Origin of the sequence: Streptomyces alanosinicus (genome assembly GCF_014650595.1) — a bacterium.
Classification (GTDB): Bacteria; Actinomycetota; Actinomycetes; order Streptomycetales; family Streptomycetaceae; genus Streptomyces; species Streptomyces alanosinicus.
Window position 1 is genome coordinate 122058 of record NZ_BMVG01000003.1, and the last position, 22905, is coordinate 144962.

Here is a 22905-nt window from a genome sequence, read left to right on the forward strand (position 1 = left end):
ACACAGCCGGGGAGCGCCTGCCCGTTCGATTGTCCGGACATTGCGACGAAATCGGGGGCGGCGGTCAGGGGCGGACGAGCAACTGGAACTCGAAGGAGTAGCGCGTCGGACGGTAGATGTGGTCGCCGAACTCGACCGCGCGGCCGGTGTCGTCGAAGGTCGTGCGCTGCATGGTGAGCAGCGGGGCGCCCTCGGCCTCGGCGAGCCGCTCGGCCTCGGCGGCCGTGGCCGAGCGGGCGCCGATGGACTGGCGGGCGCTGTGCAGGGTGATGCCGGCGGAGCGCATCAGCCGGTACAGGCCGGTGGCCTCCAGCTGCTCGGTGCCCAGGTCGAGCAGGCCCGTCGGGAGGTGGTTGACCAGGTACGCCATCGGCTCGCCGTGGGCGAGGCGCAGCCGCTCGACGCGGTGCACATCGCCGCCCTCGGGGACACCGAGCGCGGCGGCGACGGCGGCGGAGGCCGGCAGCACGGTGTTGACCAGCACCTTGGTCGCGGGGCGCTGGCCGGCCGCCTCCAGGTCGTCGTAGAGGCTGCTCAGCTCCAGCGGGCGCTTGACCTGGCTGTGCACCACCTGCGTACCGACGCCGCGGCGGCGCACGAGGAGCCCCTTGTCGACGAGGGACTGGATGGCCTGGCGGACGGTCGGCCGGGACAGACCGAGCCGCGCGGCCAGCTCGATCTCGTTGCCCAGCAGACTGCCCGGGGTGAGGTTGCCGTGCTCGATGGCGGCTTCCAGCTGCTGGGAGAGCTGGAAGTACAGCGGCACCGGGGAGCTACGGTCCACACTGAGGTCGAGCGAGACGGTCGGGTCCACATCTGGTTTCGGCACGGACTTGAGCGTAGCCGTGTGATCGGTTGACGGGAAGTTGTGTAGTCCGATTGTCCGGACATACGCATTGACAGCATGCGGGCTTCGCCCTCACTTTGATTCCATGCGCATCGGGGTCATCGGTACGGGCCGCATCGGCACCCTTCACGCGAGAACGCTCAGCCGCCACCGTGATGTCGGATCGCTGATCCTGACGGACGCGGATCCGGCACGGGCGCAGGGCCTGGCGCACCGGCTGGGCGAGACGGCGGCGCCAGGGATGGACGAGATCTTCACCTGGGGCGTGGACGCGGTGGTGATCACCACGGCGACGTCGGCCCACGCCGAACTGATCGGTCGGGCAGCCCGCTCGGGACTGCCGGTCTTCTGCGAGAAGCCGATCGCGCTCGACCTGCCGGGCACCCTGCAGGCGCTCGCCGAGGTGGAGAAGGCCGGAACAATTCTGCAGATGGGGTTCCAGCGGCGCTTCGATCCCGGATACGCGGGCGCGCGCGAGGCCGTGCGCGCGGGACGGCTCGGCCGGCTGCACACCGTGCGCGCGCTGACCTGTGACCAGTCCCCTCCCCCGGCCGAGTGGCTGCCGCTGTCCGGCGGGCTGTTCCGGGACACCCTGATCCATGATTTCGATGTGCTGCGGTGGGTGACGGGCCGTGAGGTGAGCGAGGCGTACGCCACCGGGTCGGACCGCGGGCCCGCGATGTTCCGCGAGAGCGGCGACGTCGACACGGGCGCGGCGCTGCTCACGCTGGACGACGGCACGCTCGCCTCGGCCTCGGCGGCCCGGCTGAACGGCGCCGGCTACGACGTACGCATGGAGCTGGCCGGGGAGCGGGACACGATCGTGGTGGGCCTGGACGACCGTACGCCGCTCGCGTCCACCGAGCCGACCGGGCCGCCGCCCGCGGACAAGCCGTGGACGGGTTTCCTGGAGCGGTTCGGGCCCGCGTACGAGGCCGAGCTGAACGCCTTCGTGGACGTGGTGCGCGGCGAGCGCCCCAACCCGTGTGACGGCCGGGAGGCGCTGCAGGCCCTGCGGATCGCCGAGGCCTGCGAACGCTCCCGCCGCGAGCACCGCCCGGTGGCACTCGCGGAGATCCCGGACCGGGCGCGGGCGTCGCACGGCTGAGCACGCCGCGGCCGGCCGCCCCGGCCCGCCGCCTCGGCGGCGCCGGCGGAGCACCTGCGGGCCGGCCGGTGTCACCAGCGGAGCCGGAGGGTGCGGGGGCCTCTCATCAGAAGGCCGGGGAGCCAGTCCTCGGGGTGGGTGTCGAGGGCCAGGGCGGGAGCCCGGCGCAGCAGGGTGCCGATGGCCGTGCGGCCCTCCAGACGGGCCAGAGGCGCGCCCAGGCAGAAGTGGATGCCGTGGCCGAAGGCGAGATGGCCGCGCGGATCGCGGCGGATGTCGAAGCGGTCCGGTTCGGCGTAGCGGGCGGCGTCCCGCTGGGATGCGGTGAGGCCGACCATCACATGGTCGCCCTGTTCGATCGGGACACCGGCGATCTCCAGGGGCTCGGCGGCATAGCGGAACGTGGCGGTCTGCACCGGGCCGTCGTAGCGCAGCATCTCCTCGATCGCGCCGTCCAGCAGGCCCATGTCTGCGTGCAGGGCGGCGAGTTGGTCGGGGTGGGTGAGCAGGGCCAGGAGGCCGTTGCCGATCAAATTGACGGTGGTCTCGTGGCCGGCGACCAGCAACAGGAAGGCCATGCCGCGCAGTTCCTCGGGCGAGAGCCGGTCGCCGTCCTCGGCGGTGGTGCGGATCAGGTCGCTGAGCAGGTCGTCGGCCGGACCGGAGGACCGCTTGTCCGCGATCAGCTCCGTCAGGTACTCGGCGAGGCGGACGACCGCGGCCTCTCCGCTCTGCGTGGTGGTCGGGGCGACCGTCTCCGTCGAGATCTTGCGGAACTCCTCGCGGTCGATCTCGGGGACGCCGAGCAGCTCGCAGATGACGGTGATGGGCAGTGGGTAGGCGTAGGACGCGATGAGGTCGGCGCGGCCGGCCGGGAGCATCTCGTCCAGCAGGTCGTCGGTGATCTGCTGGACGCGCGGGCGCAGCCGCTCCACCCGCCGCATCGTGAACGCGCGGGTGACGAGGGCGCGCAGGCGGGTGTGGTGCGGCGGATCGACCGTCAGCAGGTGCGGGCCGATCAGGTCCTCGGTGAGGAAACGCACACCGATCTTGCTGTCGTCCTTGGAGAGGCGGGGGTCGGCGAGTGCGGCGCGGGCCTCTTCGTACCCGACGACGAGCCAGCTCACGTAGTCCGCGTCGGCGCCCGGTGGCCGGACGAGGTGGACCGGACCCTGCTCGCGCAGACGCGCGTACACCGTGTGCGGATCGCGGCGCAGTTCGTCGCCGTACTCCCCCAGATCGATCCGTTCCATGACCTTCCCGTCCTCCCCTAGGGCGTGTTGCGACAACGTCCGGGGCGCGCGATCAGTGCCCGTCGTCCTCCAGGAGGCCTGCGTCGTACGCGAGCAGGGCGATCTGTACGCGGTTGTCGAGGCCGAGCTTGGCGAGGATGCGGGAGACATGGGTCTTGACGGTGGCCACGCTCATGTACAGCTCGGCGGCGATCGCGGCGTTGGCGAGGCCACGGCCGACGACGACGGCGACCTCGCGCTCGCGGTCGTTGAGGACGGCGAGGCGTTCACGCGCGCGTGCCTGGCGCGCGTCGGCGGCGCCGCCGGCCGCGTGCCGCATCAACTGCCGGGTGACGGCGGGCGACAGCACGGGGTCGCCGGCCGCGACCCGGCGCACGGCGTCGACGATCTCGGCGGGCGGGGTGTCCTTGAGGACGAATCCGGCGGCTCCCGCGCGCAGGGCGTGCAGCACCTGTTCGTCGGCGTGGAAGGTGGTGAGGACCACGACCTGCGGGGCGTCGGCCCGTGCGCGCAGCCGCTCGGTCGCGGTGAGGCCGTCCACCGAGGGCATCCGGATGTCCATGAGGACGACGTCGGGCCGGGTGCGCGCGACGAGTTCCTCGGCCTCCCCGCCGTCCGCGGCCTCCCCGACGATCTCGATGTCGGCGGCTCCGCCGATCATGAGGGCGAGCCCGGCCCGGACCAGCGGGTCGTCGTCGACGAGGAGGAGTCTGATCGGCGTCATGGGCCTTACGTAATCACGGTGCGGGCGGCGCGTGGGGGGCGTATCGGCGTACTGAGGCGTCGTCAGGGTGCCGCGCCGGACTGTGCCCAGGGCAGCCAGGCCCGGACCTCGAACCCGCCGTCGGCCGTGCCGCCGTGCTCCAGCCGGCCGCCGGTGAGGGTCGCGCGCTCGGTGAGACCGATCAGGCCCTGTCCCGAGCCGGGGACGGGCGTGGGCGGGGCGGTGGGCGCCGGGTTGCTGATGGTGAGGGTGAGGCCGTCGCCGGGGGCACCGGTGAGGGTCAGGGTGACCTCGGCGCCGGGGGCGTGTTTGCGGGCGTTGGTCAGGGTCTCCTGGGCGATGCGGTAGGCGGTGCGGCCGACGGAGGCGGGGACGGCGGCCGGGTCGGCGACGCGGTGGTCCAGGCCGACCTTCATGCCCGCCTCGCGGCATTCGGCGACGAGGGCGTCCAGAGCCGCGAGGGTCGGCTGGCGGCGCTCGTCGGCCGGGTCCTCGGATTCCCCGGCGCGCAGCACGCCGATGATCTCCCGCAGGTCCTGGAGGGCCTCGTGTGCGCTCTCCCGGATCACGCCGGCGGCCCGCACGATCTCCTCGCGCGGCGCGTCCGGGCGGAATTCCAGGGCACCCGCGTGCACGCTGAGCAGCGTCAGCCGGTGGGCGAGCACATCGTGCATCTCGCGGGCGATGGCCTCACGGGCGAGTCGCTGCGCCTGCTCGGCACGCAGCCGTGCCTCGGTCTCCGCGCGGTGGGCCCGCTCGCGCAGGCTCAGCATGAGGAGCCGCTTGGAGCGCACGAACATGCCCCAGCCGATGACGGAGACGGCGAGCAGGACGGCGAACACGACGGAGCCCGCGTAGGGCAGGTCGTTGTCCGGGCGCACCCAGTAGTAGAGGGGGACGAGGGCGAGGTTCGCCCCGCCGATCCAGGCGACGTACCGGAAGGGCCGGTGCACGGCCAGGGTGAACAGGGCGACCAGGCCCGCGCCGCCCGCGGTGGAGGACACGAAGCCGACGGCGACCATCGCGACGGCCAGGGCGACCGGCCAGCGGCGGCGCAGCCAGACGGTGCAGCAGGACAGGGCGCCGAGCACCACGTCGGCGACGGCGAAGCCCTGCGGCACGTCCGGGTGCTGGAGCAGGGCGGTGGCGGTCGCGAGGTACAGCAGCACGGCCAGCAGGAAGCAGCTGGTGTCGACGACCCAGTCCCGTGCGGTGCGCCGGGGCGGCCGGCCGCCCTGGCCGGAGTCCGGGTCGAGCCCGTGCAGCAGGGCCGAGGGCAGCATCCACCGGCGGGGTCCCGCCTCGCTCGCCATGCTGTGGCCCAGCCCGTTCTCCGTCACGGTCGACCAATCTACGCAGCGCGCGGGGCATGGGCCGCATCCTGCGGGGTATCGGCTACCAAAGTCGCGGCCTCATGGACTTTCGACGGCACACCCCACGTTCCCCGTGCCCACGCTGCCCGTGTCCCGCGCTAGGCCGGTGTGCCGAGCCACCGGGTGAGGGCTTCGGTCAGCTGAGGGGCCCGGGTGGTCCGGTGATCGGGGGCGCTCCAGAGGATGTAGCCGTCCGGGCGGACGAGGAGGGCCGGGGCAGGGAGCGCGGAGGAGGGCTCCGGTACCGCCTCCACGACGGACAGCCGGTCCGACCAGGGCGCGGCCGGGGTGACCTGGCCGGCCGCCTGGGGCGTGTGGATCAGCAGCGGGCGCCCGTCGTGCAGCAGGGCGGCCAGCGTCGTGGCCCCCTGGCCGGTCTTCAGCCGCAGGTCGGGGGCGAACGTCCCGGCGAGGGCGTCGCCGGGCGCGGAGACGTCGTAGCGGATGTCGGTGGCGCTGAGCATGCCGGTGAGGAAGTCGTTGACCTGCGGCAGGTGCATCAGGTCGCGGAAGAGGTCCCGCAGGGAGTCCGTGAGCACGCCGGGGTGCATGAGGGCCACCTGGGCGCGGACGTTGTACAGGACGCGTGCCGCCACCGGATGCCGTTCGGCGTGGTAGGTGTCCAGGAGTCCGGGCGGGGCCCATCCCCTGACCTCGGCGGCGAGTTTCCAGCCGAGGTTCATGGCGTCCTGCAGGCCCGTGTTCAGGCCCTGTCCGCCCATCGGGAAATGGGCGTGGGCGGCGTCTCCGGCCAGCAGCACGCGGCCGCTGCGGTACTGCTCGGCCTGGAGGGCGGCGTCGCTGAACCGGGTGAGGTCGTGCGGGTCGGTCATCGGCACGGGGCGCCCCGCGATGCGGTCCATCTCCTGTTGCAGTTCCTCGAAGGTCACCGGCGCCTGGCGGTCGGGCACGGGGCCGCGGAAGTCGTAGGTGCACACCCGGCTGTACCCGCCCGGGTTCAGCCAGACGAGGGTCCAGCCGCGCGGTGTGCGCTGCCAGCCGGCCGGGGCGGACCAGGGGTCGAGCAGCCGTACCTCGCCCATCAGGGCCGACACGGTCGCGGGTGTGCCGGTGAAGGGGATGCCCGCGGTGCGGCGGACGGCGCTGCGCACGCCGTCGCAGCCGACCACCCAGTGCGCGGTGACCTCGTGCCGGGTGCCGTCCGCGCCCTGGAGGCCGACGCGCACACGGTCCCCTTCGTCGTGGACGCCGGTGCACTCCTGGCCGCGCAGGATCCGTGCGCCCAGCCGGGCGGCCCGCTCGGCGAAGATGTGCTCGGCGTACGCCTGGGGACTGCCGACGATGACCGGGCCCTCCGCGCTCACCTCGGCGAGGTCGAGGTCGAACATGCCGGCGAAGTGGAAGGGGACGCTGCTCTGTCCGCCGCGCGCAGGCCGTGGCTGTACGGCTTCGCGCAGCCCCCGGCGGTGCAGGCTCTCCACGGTACGGGCGTGCAGCGTGCCGGCCTTCGACACTCCGGAGGGGGCCGGGAGTTTCTCCACCACCAGCGGCCGCAGGCCGTGCAGTGCGAGTTCGTGCGCGAGCAGCATCCCCACGGGACCGCCGCCCACGATCACCACCTCCGCGGTGACCGGTTCCTCCGCCTCGCCCCCGGCGTGGGGTGACTGTCGGGCCACTGGGCTTCCTCACCTTCCCGCGTCCATTCCTGAAGATACGTATTTACTCGTACCATCGTAGACAAGGAGGCCGCAAGGCGAGCCGGTGCACGGTCCGCGTACGTTCGTAATATGGCGGCATGGGACTCCGTCACCCGCAGACCGACCAGATCCGGCTTGAGGACGTGTTCACCGCGCTCAGCAACCCGATGCGCCTCAAGGTGGTGCGCACCCTCGCCGAGTCCGGTCCCACGCCGTGCGGAAGCCTGCTCGACGGTGTCCCGAAGTCCACCCTCACCCACCACTGGCGGGTGCTGCGCGAGGGCGGGCTGATCCGGCAGGAGGCCCTCGGGCGGGAGTACACGCTGACGCTGCGCCGGGCCGACCTGGACGAGCGGTTCCCCGGGCTCCTGGACGCCGTGCTGCGGGCCGCCCGGGTGCCGGCGCCCGGGTGAGGCCCGCCTGGTCCCCGGGCACGCCTCGCCCCTGGTCCGGCCGGACCAGGGGCGAGGGGCGGTGGTACGTCAGGGCAGGCGGACCGACTGTCCGTGGCGGAAGAAGTCGGTCGGGTCCCAGTACGCCTTGACCTGCTGCAGGTGCGGGTAGTTGGCGCCCCAGTACAGGTCGTGCCAGGGCACCTTGGATGTGTTGTACCTCGCGTCGCCGAGGTCGATGTCGCAGTAGTTCACGAAGCACCCGGAGGTCTGCTCGTCCGGTACCGGCACCCCGCCCTTGTCCTCGTACGTCTCCTGGTACAGGGCGCGCAGCCAGGCGAGGTTGACGGCGTCGTCCTCCGCCTCGGTCCAGTTGGTCTGGTACAGCACCTTGAACACCGAGTCGCGGTGTCCCTGCGCGGTGGCCGCGGACGGCACCGCGTTCACCTGGGCGCCGTAGGAGCTCACCACGACCTGGGCCATCGGATTGTCCAACTGACCGGACCGCAGGTGCTGGTAGAGGGTGGCTATCTGCCGGTCGGTGAAGGCGCGGCGGTGGTAGGCGGACTTCTCGTCGCCCCGCAGCACGGGGTTCGTCATCACCTGGTTGCTCGTGCCGAGGTAGTGCGTGGCCTTGAGCCAGCTCCAGCGCCGGGGCACGAAGAAGTTGGCGAGCGGACCGTGTTCGCTGGAGTTCTCCGAGGGCCGCTCGGGAGCGACCGTCATGCCCCGGCCGATGAAGTCGAGGTAGTCCTGCAGCACGCCCTCGGCGTTCGGGGTGTCCCCCGTCACCTGCGTGAGCAGCCCGATCTCCCCGCCTGAGCGGTGGTTCAGATTGAGCAGGGAGACCAGCCCGCCCGTGTCGCCCGGTGCGCCATGGGCCTCGTGCCAGGCGCCGAAGTTGCGCACCAGCGTGGTGAAGTCGGCCTGTGTCATCTTCGCCCACGGCCAGGACAGGGCGCTGACGAGGACCTCTGCCGGCGGCTTGGGCAGCAGGCCAGAGGGCTCGTCGCCCTGGGCCTTCGGGGAGCGGAACCAGTAGCGCGTGACGATCCCGAAGCTTCCGCCGCCCCCGCCCGTGTGCGCCCACCACAGGTCGTGGAGGTGTCCGGTGTCCTCGCGCGTGGCGATGACCGCCTTGGCGGATCCGGTGCCGTCCACCGTCACGACCTCGACCGCGTACAGATGGTCCACGATCAGTCCGTCGCGGCGGCACAGCAGCCCCCAGCCACCGCCGGCGACATGTCCGCCCGCGCCCACCGAGTAGCACATACCGCCGGGGACGGTCACGCCCCAACCGCGGTACAGCCGGTCGTAGACCTCGCCGAGCGTGGCGCCGGGCTCGACCGCGAACGCCTTCATCTCCGCGTCGAAGTACACGCGGTTCATCTCCGACATGTCGACGATCACGTCGATGCCGGCGTTGTAGACGAAGTCCTCGTAGCAGTGTCCGCCGCTGCGGACCGACACCCGTCTCTTCGCCGCCGCGGCCTCGGCGACGACGGCGACCACCTGCTCGGTGCCGGACACGAGGTGGACGCGGTCCGGGGCGGCGGTCCAGCGCTGGTTCAGGCCGACCGTGAGGTCGGGAAAGCGCGCGTCGCCCGGGCGGACCGCGGGGGTGACGAAGGGGGGCTGCTCCGCCGCGGCACCGGCCGGGGCGGCCACGGCCGGCTGTGCGAGGCCGAGCGCGGAGGCGCCGGCCGCCCCGCCCGCGGCGGCGAGGACAGTGCGGCGTGAGGGCTGTTTTCCATGACGTGACATTGACACTCCCGAATCGACCGACCGATCAGCTGTGCGCGCCTGTACCGCCCGCGGCGCCTATTCCAGGTACTCGTCACCGAATTCAGGGCCCATTTCATAGCCGTAGGCCACATCCTTCAGGCGCTGTTCCTCCGAGGGCGGCGGGGTGTCCTTGTCCGCGGGGACCCCGACGTTCAGGAAGAACCTCTCCTTGCCGCCGGGAACCGTCATGAACAGCATCTTGGCGGGCTGCTCGGAGACGTTCTTGAACGCGTGCTCCGTGCCCCGTGGGACGAAGACGAAGGATCCCGCCGGGGCCGTGTGGATGCCGTTCCTGTCCCGGAACTCCACGCTGCCCTCCAGGACGTAGAAGGCCTCCTCCTCCCAGTGGTGCACATGCAGCGGGGGGCCGCCGCCCTCGGGTACGAGTGCCTCGATGAGGAAGAGCGACTTCCCGGTGTTGTGCTCACCGGACTTGACGGTGTATCGGTCGCCGAAGGCCCATCGGCTCGGCCCTTCCCCGGGGGGCACGATGACGACCTCGTTCTTGTTCTGACCCGCGAAGAAGCCGAGGCTCACCGGTCACCGCCCTCGTGGAGCGCGTCCAGCTCCTTCACATCGGTGTCCGTCAGGCGCAGTCCGGCCGCGGCGATGTTCTCCTGGAGGTGGTCCGGGCTGGAGGTGCCGGGGATGCAGCAGATGTTCGCGGAGTGCCGCAGCAGCCAGGCGAGGGCGACCTGGTAGGCGGTGGCCCCGTGGCGCTCCGCCACGGCGTGGATGACCTGGGCGTCCAGCGGCACCTGCCGCGGCACCTTGGTGTCCGTCGCCGGGTCCTTCTCGTGCTGCAGGGTGAACGTGCCCAGCGGGAAGAACGGCATGAAGGCGATCCCCGCCTCGGCGCAGGTGCGCACCAGGTCCTCGTGGCGGCGGCGTACGACGTTGTACTCGTTCTGCACACAGACGACCGGGGCGATCTCGCGGGCCTCGGCGAACTGCTGTGCCGTGACGTTGCTGACGCCGAGGTGCCGGATGAGGCCCTGCTCGCGCAGTTCGGCGAGGGCGCCGAAGGGTTCGGCGATCGAGTCGGACGGGCCGAGACCGCCCGCCTCCTCGACGATCCGCAGGTTCACCACGTCGAGATGGTCGCGGCCGAGGCCACGGAGGTTGTCGTACACGGCCCGGCGCAGCTGCTCCGGCTTCAGGGCGGACGGCCAGGCCTGGTCCGGGGTGCGGAAGGCGCCCACCTTGGTCACGATGACCAGGTCGTCGGCGTAGGGGTGGAGGGCCTCGCGGATGACCTCGTTCGCGACGTAGGGGCCGTAGTAGTCGCTGGTGTCGATGTGGTTGACGCCCAGTTCCACCGCGCGCCGGACCACGCTCACCGCCCGCGCCCGGTCCTTCGGCGGGCCCCAGACGCCGGGGCCGGGCAGCTGCATGGCGCCGAACCCCATCCGGCGGACGGGAAGTTCACCGGCCAGGACGAACTCGCCCGCCTCGGCAGCGGACACGGCGTCGGCGGTCGTATCACTGGAAGGCATGGATGTGCTCCTCGAACATGAAGGGGGGACTGTGGTCGGGGGTGTTGATCAGCCGCGGATGACGGTCTTGCTGTGCATCAGGAACTCGCCGAGATATCCGTCGTGCGGCACGCTGCGGTCCATCCAGTGGGTGGGGTGGTCACCGACGTGGACATTGCGGATGGTGCGGTCGGCGACCAGCTCGTCGATCAACTCGGCGTCTGTGTCGTCGAGTTCATCGCCGGTGAGCACGCCGAGCACGAGCGAGTCGCCGAGCGGCGCGGTCCCGTCGGAGCGGCTCCAGGGCGCCACCCAGACGCAGGGGAAGGGCAGTTCGACGGTGTGCCAGTCGCCCGACAGATGCGGCACCTCGAACACGGCGGGGCGCAACACCGCGCCCTCGCCCACGAGTTCGTCCACGACGCCTGCGCCGCCGAGGTGGGCGGTGGTGCCCTCGGCCCGCGCCAGCAGATGCCGTTCCAGGGTCCGCGCCCGCTCGACCGGCTGCACCGGCAGCCCGGCCTTCTCGTCCTCGGCCGGCAGGCTGGGCAGCGCCGCGAGCCGCTCGGCCAGCGCCCGCGCCACCGGCGCCGGGTCGCCCTCGACGAGGACCGCGGTCGCGTTGACGCACTTCATGCCGCCGTGGTGGGCGATGGAGTCCACCATCGTGTCCAGGTGTGCGCGCCAGTCCGCCCCGGCCGTGACCAGGATCTTCGCGCGGCCGGGCCCCTGCACCAGCACATCGGGGTCGGCGGCGTACCTGCGTACGACGTCGTCGCCGCCGTACACGAGCGAGAGGTCGGCGCCGGTGAGCACCTCGTCGGCCACCGCGTGGTCGGTGGGCAGGAGCACCACGTGATCGTCCGCGAATCCGGCCGTGCGCAGCGCGGCGACCAGCCGGTGCGGGGTGAACGGCTCCCGGCGTGAGGGCCGGATCGCGATGCGGTAGCCCAGTGCGAGGGCCTCCAGCCACAGGGCGTGCGGGGCCGGGTGGTTGCCCGCCGCGTTCACGGCGAGCACCTCGCCGCGGCGTGTCCACACCGCGCTGCCGGTGCGGGTGCGGGCGTCCTGCCAGTCGAGCACGGCGCCGCCGGGCAGCGCGCCGTAGGCTCCGGCCAGGGCGCGGCGCGCGGAGTCGGCGATCTCGTCGGCGGCGGAGCGCACGGCGGGCAGTGGGATGCCGGAGACCCGGGCGACGGTGCGTTCGTACGCCTCGTACGTCAGCCCGTGCACCTCCTCCTCGCGGAAGACGCGCGCCGCACGGGCGAGGGCGGTCAGGCGCCGTTCACGGGGCAGCGGGGTCGCCCTGCGCAGCGCCGTGAGCGCCCGGGTGACGAACAGCCGTGGGACGAGGCCGAGTTCGGCCACCGTGCGGCCGGCGGTGTCGGTGACGGTCTCGCGGTTGCGTGCGCGGTACGGGCCCTGGGGGCCCAGCGCGTCCAAGGGGTACGGCTCGGCGGCGGGCATCAGTACACCCCCTCGATGACCTTCTCGTCGTCGAACTCGCGCACCGGCGCGATGTCCGCGACCGAGTCACCGACCTGGCCCGGCAGCGGGCGGATGCGGGTGGCCTCGTCCCGTTCCACGTTGTTGGGCAGGAACAGGCTCTTGCCGACGTAGTGCATGACCACGCGGCCGCGCTCGCCGTACTCGACCGGCCGGCGCGCCTCCAGGTCGACCACGTTGTAGGTCATGTACGGCGAGAACGGGTCGTAGACACAGGGGTCGTCGTCGCCGAGGCCCGGCCGCTCGGTGACATGGCCGAGCGTCATGGTGTTGCCGAAGCCGCTGCACAGCACGGTGTCGGGGAACAGCTCGGTGCGGTACAGGTGCCGGGTGTCGGGGTCGAGTTGGGTGCCGACCCACATGATGGCCCTGACCTTCTCGCGGACCAGCTCGACGAGTTCGTCGCGGCGGCACAGCCGCTCCAGCACCGGCGGGGTGAGCATCAGCACGCCGATGTCCTGGGAGCGCAGCGGATGCTGCAGCTGGTCGACGAGGTGCTCGGTGTAGGCGTCGGCCTCCGCCCGGTCGCCCCGCGCGATGATCCGCTTCACCCAGCGCGGGTCGATGTCGACGGCGAAGGCGAGGCCGCCGCGCCCGGCGACCAGCTGCTGGAAGGAGGCGCCGACCATGTGCGGTCCGGACGGGATGGCCAGCAGCCAGTTCGTCCCGCGCGGCACACCGTGCGCGTCCAACTGGGCGTCGCTGTGGGCGAGCAGCATGTCCAGCCACTCCTGGAGCATGACGACACGCTTGGGGGCGCCCGTGGTGCCGCCGCTGTCGAAGACGCCGACGATCTCCGGGCGGGCGCCGTAGCCGCGCGGGATCAGGTCCTCGGCGCGCACCTCGCGCAGTTCGTTGGCGACGTTCGGGAAGCGTTTGAGGTCGTCGAAGGTACGGATGGTCTCGATGGGGTCGAAGTCCAGCCGGCCGACGCGGTCGAGCCAGAACGGCGCCCCGGTCTCCTTGGAGAAGTGCCAGCGGATCGCGGCCCGGAGGAACGCGTCGGGGTCGGGCACGGTGCCGTAGGGCAGTTCGAGAAGGGGATCAGCGGCAGACATCGGAGGGCTTCCTTTCGGCCAGGTCCGGCAGGGTGGCGTGCGCGTGGCAACGGTGCCGGCCGCGACGGTCATGGGGGGAACGCTCCTGCTGGTCGGTGCACGGGGCGGTGGGATCGGCCTGCATTCTGGGCACAGGGCCGGCCGTCCTCGCAGGTCGGGCCGCGGACTCTGTCATCCGCGGCAGACTTCGTCACAAGGGCGCCGACGACCTGACGAAGTCGGCCACCGCCGTTCGACGCCCGGCACCCCGCCGACGGATCATCCCGCCCCCGCCCGGGGGCGCCGCACGCGTACGGCAGCGACCATCGCGAGGGAAGCGGACCGGCTCCGCCCCGCGGCCGGACCGGGTACGGGGGCCCTGCACGCGCCGCATTCCGGACCGTGGTGGCCGTACACCGGGCAAAGTGACGGACTACCGGCCATCGCGACGGACTACGCGTCGGTGCGTTGCGGCCACGGACACTCCCCTCGACAGTGGTGTCCGCCCGGCCGAGCCGGATGCGAGCCCACGGGACGACACACGTCACCACCGGGCCGACACCTTGCCCGCGAGCACGGACACCCGTGCCGCCGCACACACGGCCAAGCCCGCCATCAGCCGGAGTGACTCCGGCACGCCCCGCCGAGGGAATCCGATGACCGACATTGAGTCCTACGTCCGCTCCCTGCCCGCTCTCCAACAGCCCGACTGGACCCACCACCCCCGCCTCGCCGAGGCCCGCGCCCATCTGCGGCGCATGCCCGCCCTCGTGGACATCGAGGCCGTACACCGCCTCAGGTCCCTGCTGAGCGAGGCCGCCGCCGGCCAGCTGCAGATCGTCCAGGCCGGCGACTGCGCCGAGGACCCGGCCGAGGCCACCCCCGAGGACGTGGCGCGCAAGACGGCGCTGCTCGACGTACTCGCCGGGACGATGAAGCTCGCCTCCGGGAAGCCGGTGCTCAGGGTGGGCCGCCTCGCCGGGCAGTTCGCCAAGCCCCGCTCGAAGCCCACCGAGTCCGTGCACGGCGTCGAACTGCCCGTCTACCGGGGCCATATGGTCAACCGCCCGGAGCCCGACCCCGAGCTGCGCCGCCCCGACCCGGCCCATCTGCTCTCCGGCTACCGGGCCGCCAGCGACACCATGCACTACCTGGGCTGGCGCGGCACCGCCGGTCTGCGCTCGGAGTTCGGTGTGCCCGTCTGGACCAGCCACGAGGCCCTGCTCCTCGACTACGAACTGCCCATGCTGCGCCGCGAACCCGACGGCTCGCTGCTGCTGGCCTCCACCCACTGGCCGTGGGTGGGCGAACGCACCCGGCAGCTGGACGGGGCCCATGTCGCGCTGCTCGCCGCCGTGTCCAACCCGGTCGCCGTCAAGGTCGGGCCGGGCATGACGAGCGGGGAACTGCTGCGGCTGTGCGAGCTGCTGGACCCCGAGCGCATCCCCGGCCGGCTCACGCTGATCGCGCGGATGGGCGCCGAGAACGCCCCGCACAAGCTGCCCGCCCTGGCCGAGGCCGTCGCCCACGGCGGCCATCCGGTGCTGTGGCTGTCGGACCCCATGCACGGCAACACCGTCAGCGGGCCCGAGGGGCTGAAGACCCGGCTGCTGGAGACCGTGGTCTGCGAGATCCAGGCGTTCCAGCAGGCGGTGCGCGCGGCCGGCGGTGTCGCGGCCGGCCTGCATCTGGAGACGACTCCCGAGGCGGTCACCGAGTGCGTCTCGGACGAGGTGGACCTGCGGCGCATCGGCGACAAGTACCTGAGCTTCTGCGATCCGCGGCTGAATCCGCAGCAGGCCGTCGAGGCGGCCTCCGCCTGGCGCGGCTGACCGGCGCGGCCGAAGTGCGTGCCGATACACCAACTCACCGATCTCACAAGGAGGTTGGCAACATGAAAGGAACCCTCGCCCTGGTCACCGGGGCGGCCGGCGGCATCGGAGAGGCCGTCGCCCGGCTGCTCGCCGCGCGCGGAGCGAAGGTGGCGGCGGTGGACCTCGACCCGCGGCGGATCGCCGGCACCGCCGCCGCCCTGCGCGTGGAGGGACTCGATGTGACCGGCTTCGCCGCCGACGTCACCTCCAGTGCCGCCGTGGAGGCGCTCGTCGACGAGGTCGAGAGCCGGCTCGGCCCGGTGCGGCACCTGGTGAACGCCGCCGGTGTGCTCCGCCTCGGCCAGGCCCGCGCCCTGTCCGACCAGGACTGGAACGCCACGCTGGCCGTGAACGCCACCGGTGTGTTCCATGTGTCGCGCGCCGTCGTCAACCGCATGATCCCACGCGGCACCGGCGCGATCGTCACCGTCGCGTCGAACGCCGCGGGCACCGCGCGCGCCGAGATGGCCGCCTATGCCGCGTCCAAGGCCGCCGCGACCGCGTTCACCAAGTGCCTGGGCCTGGAGGTGGCGCACACCGGTATCCGCTGCAACGTGGTGGCGCCCGGCTCCACCGACACCCCGATGCTGCGCGGCATGCACACCGCCGACACCGCCGCGAAGGCATCCATCGCCGGCAACGCGGAGCAGTTCCGGGTCGGCATCCCGCTGGGCAAGGTCGCCAGCCCCGAGGACGTCGCGCGGACCGTCGCCTTCCTGCTGTCGGACGACGCCGGGCACATCACGATGCACGAACTGACCGTGGACGGCGGAGCCACCCTCGGTGTCTGAGAACGAAAGGAACCGGCTGATGCCCGGCATCCCCCCCATCGCGCCCTATCCGCTGCCCACCGCGGAGCAGCTCCCCGAGAACACCGTGGACTGGCGGCCGGACCCACGGCGCGCGGTGCTGCTCCTGCACGACATGCAGGAGTACTTCCTCAAGCCGTTCCCGCGCACCACCGAGCCGGGCCGGGGCCTGGTCGAGCACACGGCGCGGCTGCGCGCGCGGGCCAGGGCGCTGGGCATCCCCGTCGCCTACACCGCGCAGCCCGGCAGCATGACGCCCGAACAGCGCGGACTCCTCGCGGACTTCTGGGGACCCGGCATGCGGGCCACGCCCGAACACCGCCGGGTGGTCCCGCCGCTGGAGCCCGAGGACGGCGACTGGACGTTCACCAAGTGGCGCTACAGCGCCTTCTTCAAGTCGGACCTGCTGGCCCGGATGCGCGAGCACCGGCGCGACCAGCTGATCCTGTGCGGCGTGTACGCGCACGTGGGCGTCCTGATGACCGCGGTGGAGGCCTACACGAACGACATCCAGGCGTTCCTGGTGGCCGACGCCGTGGCCGACTTCTCCGCCGACTACCACCGACTGGCCCTCACCTATGCCGCCGAGCGCGCCGCCAAGGTCGTGACGGCCCAGGCGGTGCTGACCGAACTCGACGCGGCCACCGTCGCGGCGCGCTGAGCGCGCCCGAAGGCGAAAGGATCCCCATGACAACGCAGGACGGCGCGCTGCTGCTGACGCGTGTCCTCGACGGCGCCGCGGAAGGCTTCGCGCTGCTGCACCGCCCCGAGGCGGCCGGAGACGACGCTCTGGAAGTGCTGACCGGTGAGATCGCCGAGGCCGGCACCCTCGCCGACCTCGAACTCGACCACGGCCCGGGCATCGAGGCCGACGACAGGACGCGGACCGGCGCCCGGCAGGAACTGCTGGTGCTCATCCCCTACCGGCAGCTGGCCGAACGCGGCTTCGCGGCCCCGGACGACGGCAGCCCGCTGCTGACGATGCGGGTGCGCGCCCAGGCCACCCTCCCGCTGCGCGAAAGCCTCGCACTGCTGCCGAACGAGCCGGTGAAGGTGGCCGAGGGCCACTTCGACATCGACGACGACGCCTATGCCGAGATGGTACGGCGCGTCGTCGCCGACGAGATCGGCACGGGCGAGGGCGCCAACTTCGTGATGAAGCGGTCCTTCGTCGCCCAGCTGCCGGACTTCGGGGTACCGGCCGCGCTGTCGTTCTTCCGCCGGCTGGTCGAGCGGGAGGCGGGCGCCTACTGGACGTTCCTGATCCACACCGGCGAGCGGACGTTCGTCGGGGCCACTCCCGAGCGGCACATCAGCGTCCACGACGGCCGGGCCGTGATGAACCCCATCAGCGGCACCTACCGCTACCCCGTGTCCGGGCCCGACCTGAACGGCGTCCTGGCCTTCCTCGCCGACACGAAGGAAGCCGACGAGCTGTACATGGTCGTGGACGAAGAGCTGAAGATGATGGGCCGGATCTGCCCCGGGGGCGGCCGGGTGACCGGGCCGTATCTGAAGGAGATGGCGCGGCTCGCGCACACCGAGTACTTCATCGAGGGCCGCACCGACCGCGATGTGCGGGACATCCTGCGCGAGACCCTGTTCGCGCCGACCGTGACGGGCTCCCCGCTGGAGAGTGCCGCCCGGGTCATCAGCCGGTACGAGCCGGCGGGGCGCGGCTACTACAGCGGCGTGGCCGCCCTCATCGGTCGGGACGCCGCGGGCGGGCGCACCCTGGACTCCTCGATCCTGATCCGCACGGCCGACATCGACGCGGCCGGAGTGATGCGGGTCGGGGTGGGCGCGACACTGGTACGCCACTCCGACCCCGCCTCCGAGGTGCAGGAGACGCGCGCCAAGGCCGCGGGGCTGCTGGCGGCGCTCGGCGGCAGCGAGCCCACCCGGTTCGGCTCGCACCCGGCGGTGCGCGAGGCGCTCGACGCGCGCAACGAGGGCGTCGCCCGGTTCTGGCTGAAGGACACGGCAGGCGCCGGCCGGCCCGCCGGCCCGCTCGCCGGCCGCAGGGTGCTGGTGGTCGACGCCGAGGACACGTTCACCGAGATGATCGCGCACCAGATCCGCTCGCTGGGCTGCGCGGTGCGTGTGCGCCGCTTCGACGAGCCGTACGACATCGGCGCGTACGACCTGGTGGTGATGGGCCCGGGGCCGGGTGACCCGCGGGAGACCACGCATCCGAAGATCACGCATCTGCGTGCGACGGTGGCCCAACTCCTCGACGAGCGGCGGCCGTTCCTCGCCGTGTGCCTGAGCCATCAGGTGCTCGGCACGCTGCTCGGCCTGGATCTGGTGCGCCGTCCGGTGCCCAACCAGGGCGCCCAGCACGAGATCGACCTGTTCGGCACCGCGGAGCGCGTGGGCTTCTACAACACCTTCGCCGCCCACTGCGCCACCGACTCCTTCACCCACCCGGTGCACGGCACGGTCGAGGTGAGCCGGAACGCGGAGACGGGCGAGGTGCACGCGCTGCGGGCGGCCGGGTTCGCCTCCATGCAGTTCCACGCCGAGTCCGTACTGACCATGGACGGGCCGCGCATCATCGGCTCGCTGCTGACGGAGGTGTCCCGCACATGCACGCGGTGATCGTGTGGTGGGACCTGGCGCACTCGGCGCAGACCGTCGACTCGCTGCGGGGGTTTCTGCGCGACGAGGCGGTGGAGCGCTTCTCGCACATGCCCGGGCTGCGGCTGAAGTTCTGGATCTCCGACGCGGCGGCCGGCCGGTGGGGTGCGGTGCTGCTGTGGGAGTCGCGCGAGGCCGCGCAGGCCCCGCTGCCCCAGCGGGCCGCCGAGCTGATCGGCGCTCCGCCGACCGAGCGGTACGCCTTCGACGTGGAGGCGACGGTCGAGGGCGAGTTCCTGCGGTCCGCACTGGCCGGGCGCGGCCTGGCACTCGAACCGTCCGGCCCCTGACGCCCCATCACCCCCGTCCGCGACACCGATGACGACGGGGCACGGCCGGCCGGATCGCCCCCCTCACCCCGAAGGACCCCCGATGACCACCGCCGGCGCGCCGCCCCAGGCGTTCCACGCCCATGTCCCCGGCTCGAAATCACTCACCAACAGAGCCCTGCTGCTGGCCGCGGCGGCCGGCGGGAGCAGTGTGCTCGCCGCCCCGCTCGTCAGCGAGGACACCACCGCCTTCCGTGCCGCACTGGCCCAACTGGGCTGCCGTATCGTGTCGTTGGCCGACGGCAGCGGCTGGCAGGTCGACGGGCTCGGCCGCGGCCCGAAAGGCGCCGGCCGGATCTGGTGCGCGGACGCGGGCACGGCCGCCCGCTTTCTGCCGCCGCTCGCGGCCACCGGCCACGGCGACTTCGTGTTCGAGGGCAGCGCCCAGCTCACCGCCCGCCCTCTCGCTCCGCTCGCCGACGCGCTGCGCCGGCTGGGCGCCCGGGTGCACACCGCCGGGGGCGGGACGCTGCCGCTGCGGGTGGAGGCAGCGGGCCTCGACGGCGGCGGTCTGGAGGTCGACGGCGGGCTCAGCAGCCAGTTCCTGAGCGGGCTGCTGATGGCCGGCCCGCTGCTGCGCACCCCCCTGCTGATCAGGGTGCGGGATCTGGTCAGCCGTCCCTACGTCGACATGACGCTCGCGCTGATGCGGCACTTCGGCGCCGAGGTGAGCGAGGACGCGCCGGGCGAGTTCGCGGTCCGGCCCACCGGCTACCGCGCCACCGGGCTGCGCATCGAGCCGGACGCCTCCACCGCGTCGTACTTCTTCGCCGCCGCGGCCGTCACCGGGAGCGCGGTGACCGTGGCCGGGCTCGGCCGTGACAGTCTGCAGGGCGATGTGCGCTTCGTCGATGTGCTGGAGCGCGCCGGGGCCCTGGTGCGGCGCGGCTCCGAGTCGACCACGGTCACCGGAACCGGCGCCCTCAGGGGCGGGTTCACGGTGGACATGGGCGAGATCTCCGACACCTTCATGACGCTGGCGGCGATCGCCCCGCTCGCCGACGCCCCGATCACCGTGCGCGGGATCGCCCACGCCCGGCTGAAGGAGTCGGACCGGATCGAGGCCGTCGCCCGGAACCTGCGCGCGGCGGGCGTACGCACCGAGACCGGCCGGGACCGGATCACCGTGCACCCGGGCGAGACGTCTGCGGCGCGGATCGCCTGCCACCGCGACCACCGGATCGCGATGGCCTTCTCCGTGCTGAACCTGCGCACCCAGAACCTCACGCTCGACGACCCCGGCTGTGTCGCGAAGACGTTCCCCGGCTTCCATGCGGAGCTGCACCGGCTCTTCCCCCGACACCCGCTCCAGTGACCTCTGTTCACCACGTATCGACCCGAAGGGACCTCACGGACCATGGCACACACAGTGATCGCCGGGGGCGGCATCGGCGGACTCGCCACGGCGTTGTCGCTGGCCGGGCACGGACACCGCGTCACCGTGCTCGAACGCAGCGACACGTTCGCCGAGATCGGCGCCGGCATCCAGCTCGGACCCAACGCCTTCCACGCCCTGGACCGGCTCGGTGTGGGTGAGCGGGTGCGCGAGCGCGCGGTGTTCATCGACGAGCTGCGGTTCATGGACGGCACCAGCGGTGAGAAGGTCGCCGCGATGGAACTGACCGGCGCCTACCGCGAGCGCTTCGGCAACCCGTACGCGGTGGTGCACCGGGGTGACCTGTACCAGCCGCTGCTCGCCGCCTGCCAGGAGCTGGACGGCGTCGAGCTGGTCGCGGACGCCGCGGTGAGCGAGTACGAGCAGGACGCCACGGGCGTCACCGTGCTCACCGTCGACGGGCGGACCGCCCGCGGCGCGGCGCTGATCGGGGCGGACGGCATCCGCTCCACGGTGCGCGCGGCGATGCTGGGCGACGGCGAACCCCGCGTCTCGGGTCATACGATCTACCGCTCGGTGATCCCCATCGAGAAGGTGCCGCAGGAGCTGCGCTGGAACACGGTCACCCTGTGGGCCGGACCCAAGTGGCACTTCGTGCACTACATCATCGGCGGCGGCGAGTACCTCAACCTGGCGGTCACCCGTGATGACGGGGCGACCGTGCCGGTGGCCGGGCCGGAGGCCGAACGCGGCCATGTGCTCGCCCAGTTCCCCGGCATCGGTGCCACCGCCCGCCGGCTGCTGGAACTCGGCGAGGGGTGGCGCGAGTGGGTGCTGTGCGACCGCGACCCGGTGCGGACCTGGACCGACGGGCGGGTCGCCCTGCTCGGTGACGCCGCCCATCCCATGTTGCAGTACGCGGCCCAGGGCGCCTGCCAGGCGCTGGAGGACGCCGTGGTCCTCGGTGATCTGCTCGACGGCATGGGCGAGGACGATGTCGTCCAGCGGCTGGAGAAGTTCAACGCCGTGCGCCACGAACGCGCGGGCCGCGCCCAGCTCATCGCCCGGCTCATGGGCAGCGAGCTGTACCATCCGGCGGGCGAGCGGGCCGAGGAGCGCAACGCGATGCTCTCCGGGCTGTCGCAGCGCGAGCTGCAGGACAAGGTGTCCTGGCTGCACGGTGACCGCGACTTCACCGACAGCGGTGTCGCGGGCGTGCGCTGAGCAGGCTGTGCCTGAGGCAGAAACGGGCCGGTGTGGGGTGCGACCCCACACCGGCCCCTTGTCGACTGTTGTCCGAACACACCCCGTATCGACAGCGCAGTGCGCCGTACAGGGTGCGTCAACCGGCTGGGTCATATGCAGTTCACATACGCCGACACCAGGTGACCACCGGCGCAGTGAGGCACATATTCAGGTGTCCGGAGCACCTCGTGGGACGGGGGCGGGCCCGCGATGGTGGACAGGTAACCCAACAGTGCCGCCCACACGGCTGGAGCATCGTGAACACAGTGATCCTCGATACGGACGACTCTGCCGACATACTGACCATGCCTCACCAGCGCGGCCTCCCCTGCGGTGCCGAGGTGTCCGACGACGTCGTCACCGAGCTGTGCGCCGTCCTGTTCTCCCTGCTGGGCCGCAGGGACCGCCGGCTGCGCGCGGAGCAGTATCTGCGCGGTCTGCTGGCCACCCGCGGCCGCAAGTCCATCCGTAACATCGCCTCCCATCTGGGCGCGGCGGGCGTGGAACAGAGCCTGCATCACTTCATCTCCAGCTCCGCCTGGGACTGGCGGCCCCTGCGTATCGCCCTGGCCGGCCACCTGGAACACACCATGGCACCGCAGGCGTGGGTGGTGCGTCCGATCCACATCCCCAAGGCGGGCAAGCACTCGGTGGGTGTGGACCAGCAGTTCGCGCCCCATCTGGGTCAGGTCTTCCGCGGCCAGCAGGCGCTCGGCGTCTGGCTCGCCTCGCCCGAGCTGAGCGCGCCCGTCAACTGGCGGATGGTGCTGCCCGAACCCTGGATCAACGATCCCGAGCGGCGCGAGCAGGCCGCGCTGCCCGACGGACTCGGCGCGGAGAGCGCGGAGGAGTGCGCCGTGTCGGCCGCGGTGGAGATGGCGCAGCGGTGGGGCGTGCCGCGCCGGCCGGTCCTGCTCGATCTGCGGCGCGGCGGCATCGCGGCCGCGGCCGGCCGGCTCACGGCGGAGGGTGTGCCGTTCCTCGCGCGGATCAGTCCGTCGTACCGGATGGCCGTCGCGGACCAGGCGCTGCCCGGCCACCGGGCCGGTTCGCTGCCCGCCCAGCGGATCCTCGAACTGGTCAAGGGCATACGGACCCCCGTCTCCTGGCGCGACGCGGCCCACGGGAACACCCCGCGCACCACCCTGGCCGCAGCCGTCCCGGTCGCGCTGCCCGGCCCCGCCGGAGCCGGCCCCCGGCGGCTGCTCCTGGTGGGTGAGTGGACCAACCCGGCGCAGCCGCCCGCCCAGCTGTGGGTCACCGGCATGACACGGGCGTCGGCCGGATCACTGCTGCGCATCGCGAAGCTGAGCGGCCGGGTGGAGTCGGACTGCGCGCGCATCGGCGACCGGGCCGGGCTGCGCGACTTCGTCGGCCGCTCGTTCCGTGGCTGGCACCGCCATATGACGCTGGCCTCCGTGGCCCATACGGCGATCGCCCTGGGCGCCGCCGAGTGAGGCCTCCCGGGGGCACGGCCGCCGGTGGCCGCGGGCCGGCGGCTCAGAGCGGTCGGC

At 72.5% G+C, this 22905-nt stretch carries 20 protein-coding genes; 10 read left to right on the top strand and 10 right to left on the bottom strand.

All coding sequences use genetic code 11. The features are described from left to right. Positions 1-64 precede the first annotated feature (64 nt). Complete coding sequence (locus tag IE277_RS09160; protein ID WP_189950926.1) at positions 65-814, bottom strand: GntR family transcriptional regulator; 750 nt, start codon at positions 812-814, stop codon at positions 65-67. A gap of 118 nt (positions 815-932) precedes the next feature. Between IE277_RS09160 and IE277_RS09165 the strand changes: the two genes are divergently transcribed. After that, complete coding sequence (locus IE277_RS09165) at positions 933-1955, top strand: Gfo/Idh/MocA family oxidoreductase (RefSeq protein WP_189950367.1); 1023 nt, start codon at positions 933-935, stop codon at positions 1953-1955. Positions 1956-2026: 71 nt separating this feature from the next. Here the strand turns inward: IE277_RS09165 and IE277_RS09170 are convergent, their stop codons facing one another. The 4 genes from IE277_RS09170 to IE277_RS09185 form a co-directional block, all read right to left on the bottom strand. Further along, on the bottom strand, positions 2027-3208 hold the full coding sequence (locus IE277_RS09170) for a cytochrome P450 family protein (protein ID WP_189950369.1): 1182 nt from the start codon (positions 3206-3208) through the stop codon (positions 2027-2029). Positions 3209-3260: 52 nt separating this feature from the next. Next, complete coding sequence (locus IE277_RS09175; RefSeq protein ID WP_189950371.1) at positions 3261-3932, bottom strand: response regulator; 672 nt, start codon at positions 3930-3932, stop codon at positions 3261-3263. 62 nt (positions 3933-3994) lie between these two features. Next, the gene (locus IE277_RS09180) at positions 3995-5245 is read right to left on the bottom strand and encodes a sensor histidine kinase (protein WP_189950928.1); all 1251 of its coding nucleotides are present in this window, start codon (positions 5243-5245) and stop codon (positions 3995-3997) included. Between the two features lie 158 nt (positions 5246-5403). Beyond that, positions 5404-6942, bottom strand: coding sequence for an FAD-dependent monooxygenase (locus IE277_RS09185; RefSeq protein ID WP_229881059.1), 1539 nt, complete (start codon positions 6940-6942; stop codon positions 5404-5406). A 119-nt stretch (positions 6943-7061) separates the two neighbouring features. On the opposite strand from IE277_RS09185, the gene IE277_RS09190 reads away from it, so the two are divergent. Further along, positions 7062-7376 carry an ArsR/SmtB family transcription factor gene (locus IE277_RS09190; RefSeq protein ID WP_189950373.1) on the top strand — a complete coding sequence of 105 codons (315 nt, stop codon included), beginning with the start codon at positions 7062-7064 and terminating at the stop codon, positions 7374-7376. A 69-nt stretch (positions 7377-7445) separates the two neighbouring features. Here IE277_RS09190 and IE277_RS09195 read toward each other — a convergent pair whose 3' ends face one another. From IE277_RS09195 to IE277_RS09215, 5 genes are read right to left on the bottom strand one after another with little or no spacing between them, the layout of a single operon-like run. Continuing rightward, on the bottom strand, positions 7446-9119 hold the full coding sequence (locus IE277_RS09195; RefSeq protein WP_189950375.1) for an FAD-binding oxidoreductase: 1674 nt from the start codon (positions 9117-9119) through the stop codon (positions 7446-7448). A gap of 57 nt (positions 9120-9176) precedes the next feature. Next, on the bottom strand, positions 9177-9677 hold the full coding sequence (locus IE277_RS09200) for a cupin domain-containing protein (RefSeq protein WP_189950377.1): 501 nt from the start codon (positions 9675-9677) through the stop codon (positions 9177-9179). Beyond that, complete coding sequence (locus tag IE277_RS09205; RefSeq protein WP_189950379.1) at positions 9674-10636, bottom strand: oxidoreductase; 963 nt, start codon at positions 10634-10636, stop codon at positions 9674-9676. Before IE277_RS09205 ends, IE277_RS09200 begins: the two co-directional genes overlap by 4 nt. A gap of 48 nt (positions 10637-10684) precedes the next feature. Next, positions 10685-12082 carry an aldehyde dehydrogenase family protein gene (locus IE277_RS09210; RefSeq protein ID WP_189950381.1) on the bottom strand — a complete coding sequence of 466 codons (1398 nt, stop codon included), beginning with the start codon at positions 12080-12082 and terminating at the stop codon, positions 10685-10687. After that, positions 12082-13179, bottom strand: coding sequence for an acyl-CoA synthetase family protein (locus IE277_RS09215; RefSeq protein WP_189950382.1), 1098 nt, complete (start codon positions 13177-13179; stop codon positions 12082-12084). The genes IE277_RS09210 and IE277_RS09215 overlap by 1 nt, the downstream gene beginning before the upstream one ends. A gap of 635 nt (positions 13180-13814) precedes the next feature. Here IE277_RS09215 and IE277_RS09220 point away from each other — a divergent pair. The 8 genes from IE277_RS09220 to IE277_RS09255 all read left to right on the top strand — a co-directional run bounded on the left by IE277_RS09220 (position 13815) and on the right by IE277_RS09255 (position 22848). After that, the gene (locus IE277_RS09220; RefSeq protein ID WP_189950385.1) at positions 13815-14990 is read left to right on the top strand and encodes a 3-deoxy-7-phosphoheptulonate synthase; all 1176 of its coding nucleotides are present in this window, start codon (positions 13815-13817) and stop codon (positions 14988-14990) included. A gap of 62 nt (positions 14991-15052) precedes the next feature. After that, positions 15053-15823, top strand: a complete 771-nt coding sequence (locus tag IE277_RS09225; protein WP_189950387.1) for a 2,3-dihydro-2,3-dihydroxybenzoate dehydrogenase — start codon at positions 15053-15055, stop codon at positions 15821-15823. A gap of 19 nt (positions 15824-15842) precedes the next feature. Then, complete coding sequence (locus tag IE277_RS09230) at positions 15843-16502, top strand: isochorismatase family protein (RefSeq protein WP_189950389.1); 660 nt, start codon at positions 15843-15845, stop codon at positions 16500-16502. 26 nt (positions 16503-16528) lie between these two features. Continuing rightward, positions 16529-18442, top strand: a complete 1914-nt coding sequence (locus IE277_RS09235; RefSeq protein ID WP_189950391.1) for an anthranilate synthase family protein — start codon at positions 16529-16531, stop codon at positions 18440-18442. Further along, on the top strand, positions 18430-18771 hold the full coding sequence (locus IE277_RS09240) for a hypothetical protein (protein ID WP_189950393.1): 342 nt from the start codon (positions 18430-18432) through the stop codon (positions 18769-18771). Before IE277_RS09235 ends, IE277_RS09240 begins: the two co-directional genes overlap by 13 nt. 82 nt (positions 18772-18853) lie before the next feature. Continuing rightward, positions 18854-20125: a 3-phosphoshikimate 1-carboxyvinyltransferase gene (gene aroA, locus IE277_RS09245; protein WP_189950396.1), complete on the top strand. Its 1272-nt coding sequence runs from the start codon at positions 18854-18856 to the stop codon at positions 20123-20125. A 42-nt stretch (positions 20126-20167) separates the two neighbouring features. Further along, on the top strand, positions 20168-21370 hold the full coding sequence (locus tag IE277_RS09250) for a 3-hydroxybenzoate 6-monooxygenase (RefSeq protein WP_189950398.1): 1203 nt from the start codon (positions 20168-20170) through the stop codon (positions 21368-21370). A gap of 326 nt (positions 21371-21696) precedes the next feature. Beyond that, positions 21697-22848: an IS701 family transposase gene (locus tag IE277_RS09255; RefSeq protein WP_229881062.1), complete on the top strand. Its 1152-nt coding sequence runs from the start codon at positions 21697-21699 to the stop codon at positions 22846-22848. Positions 22849-22905: the final 57 nt, after the last annotated feature.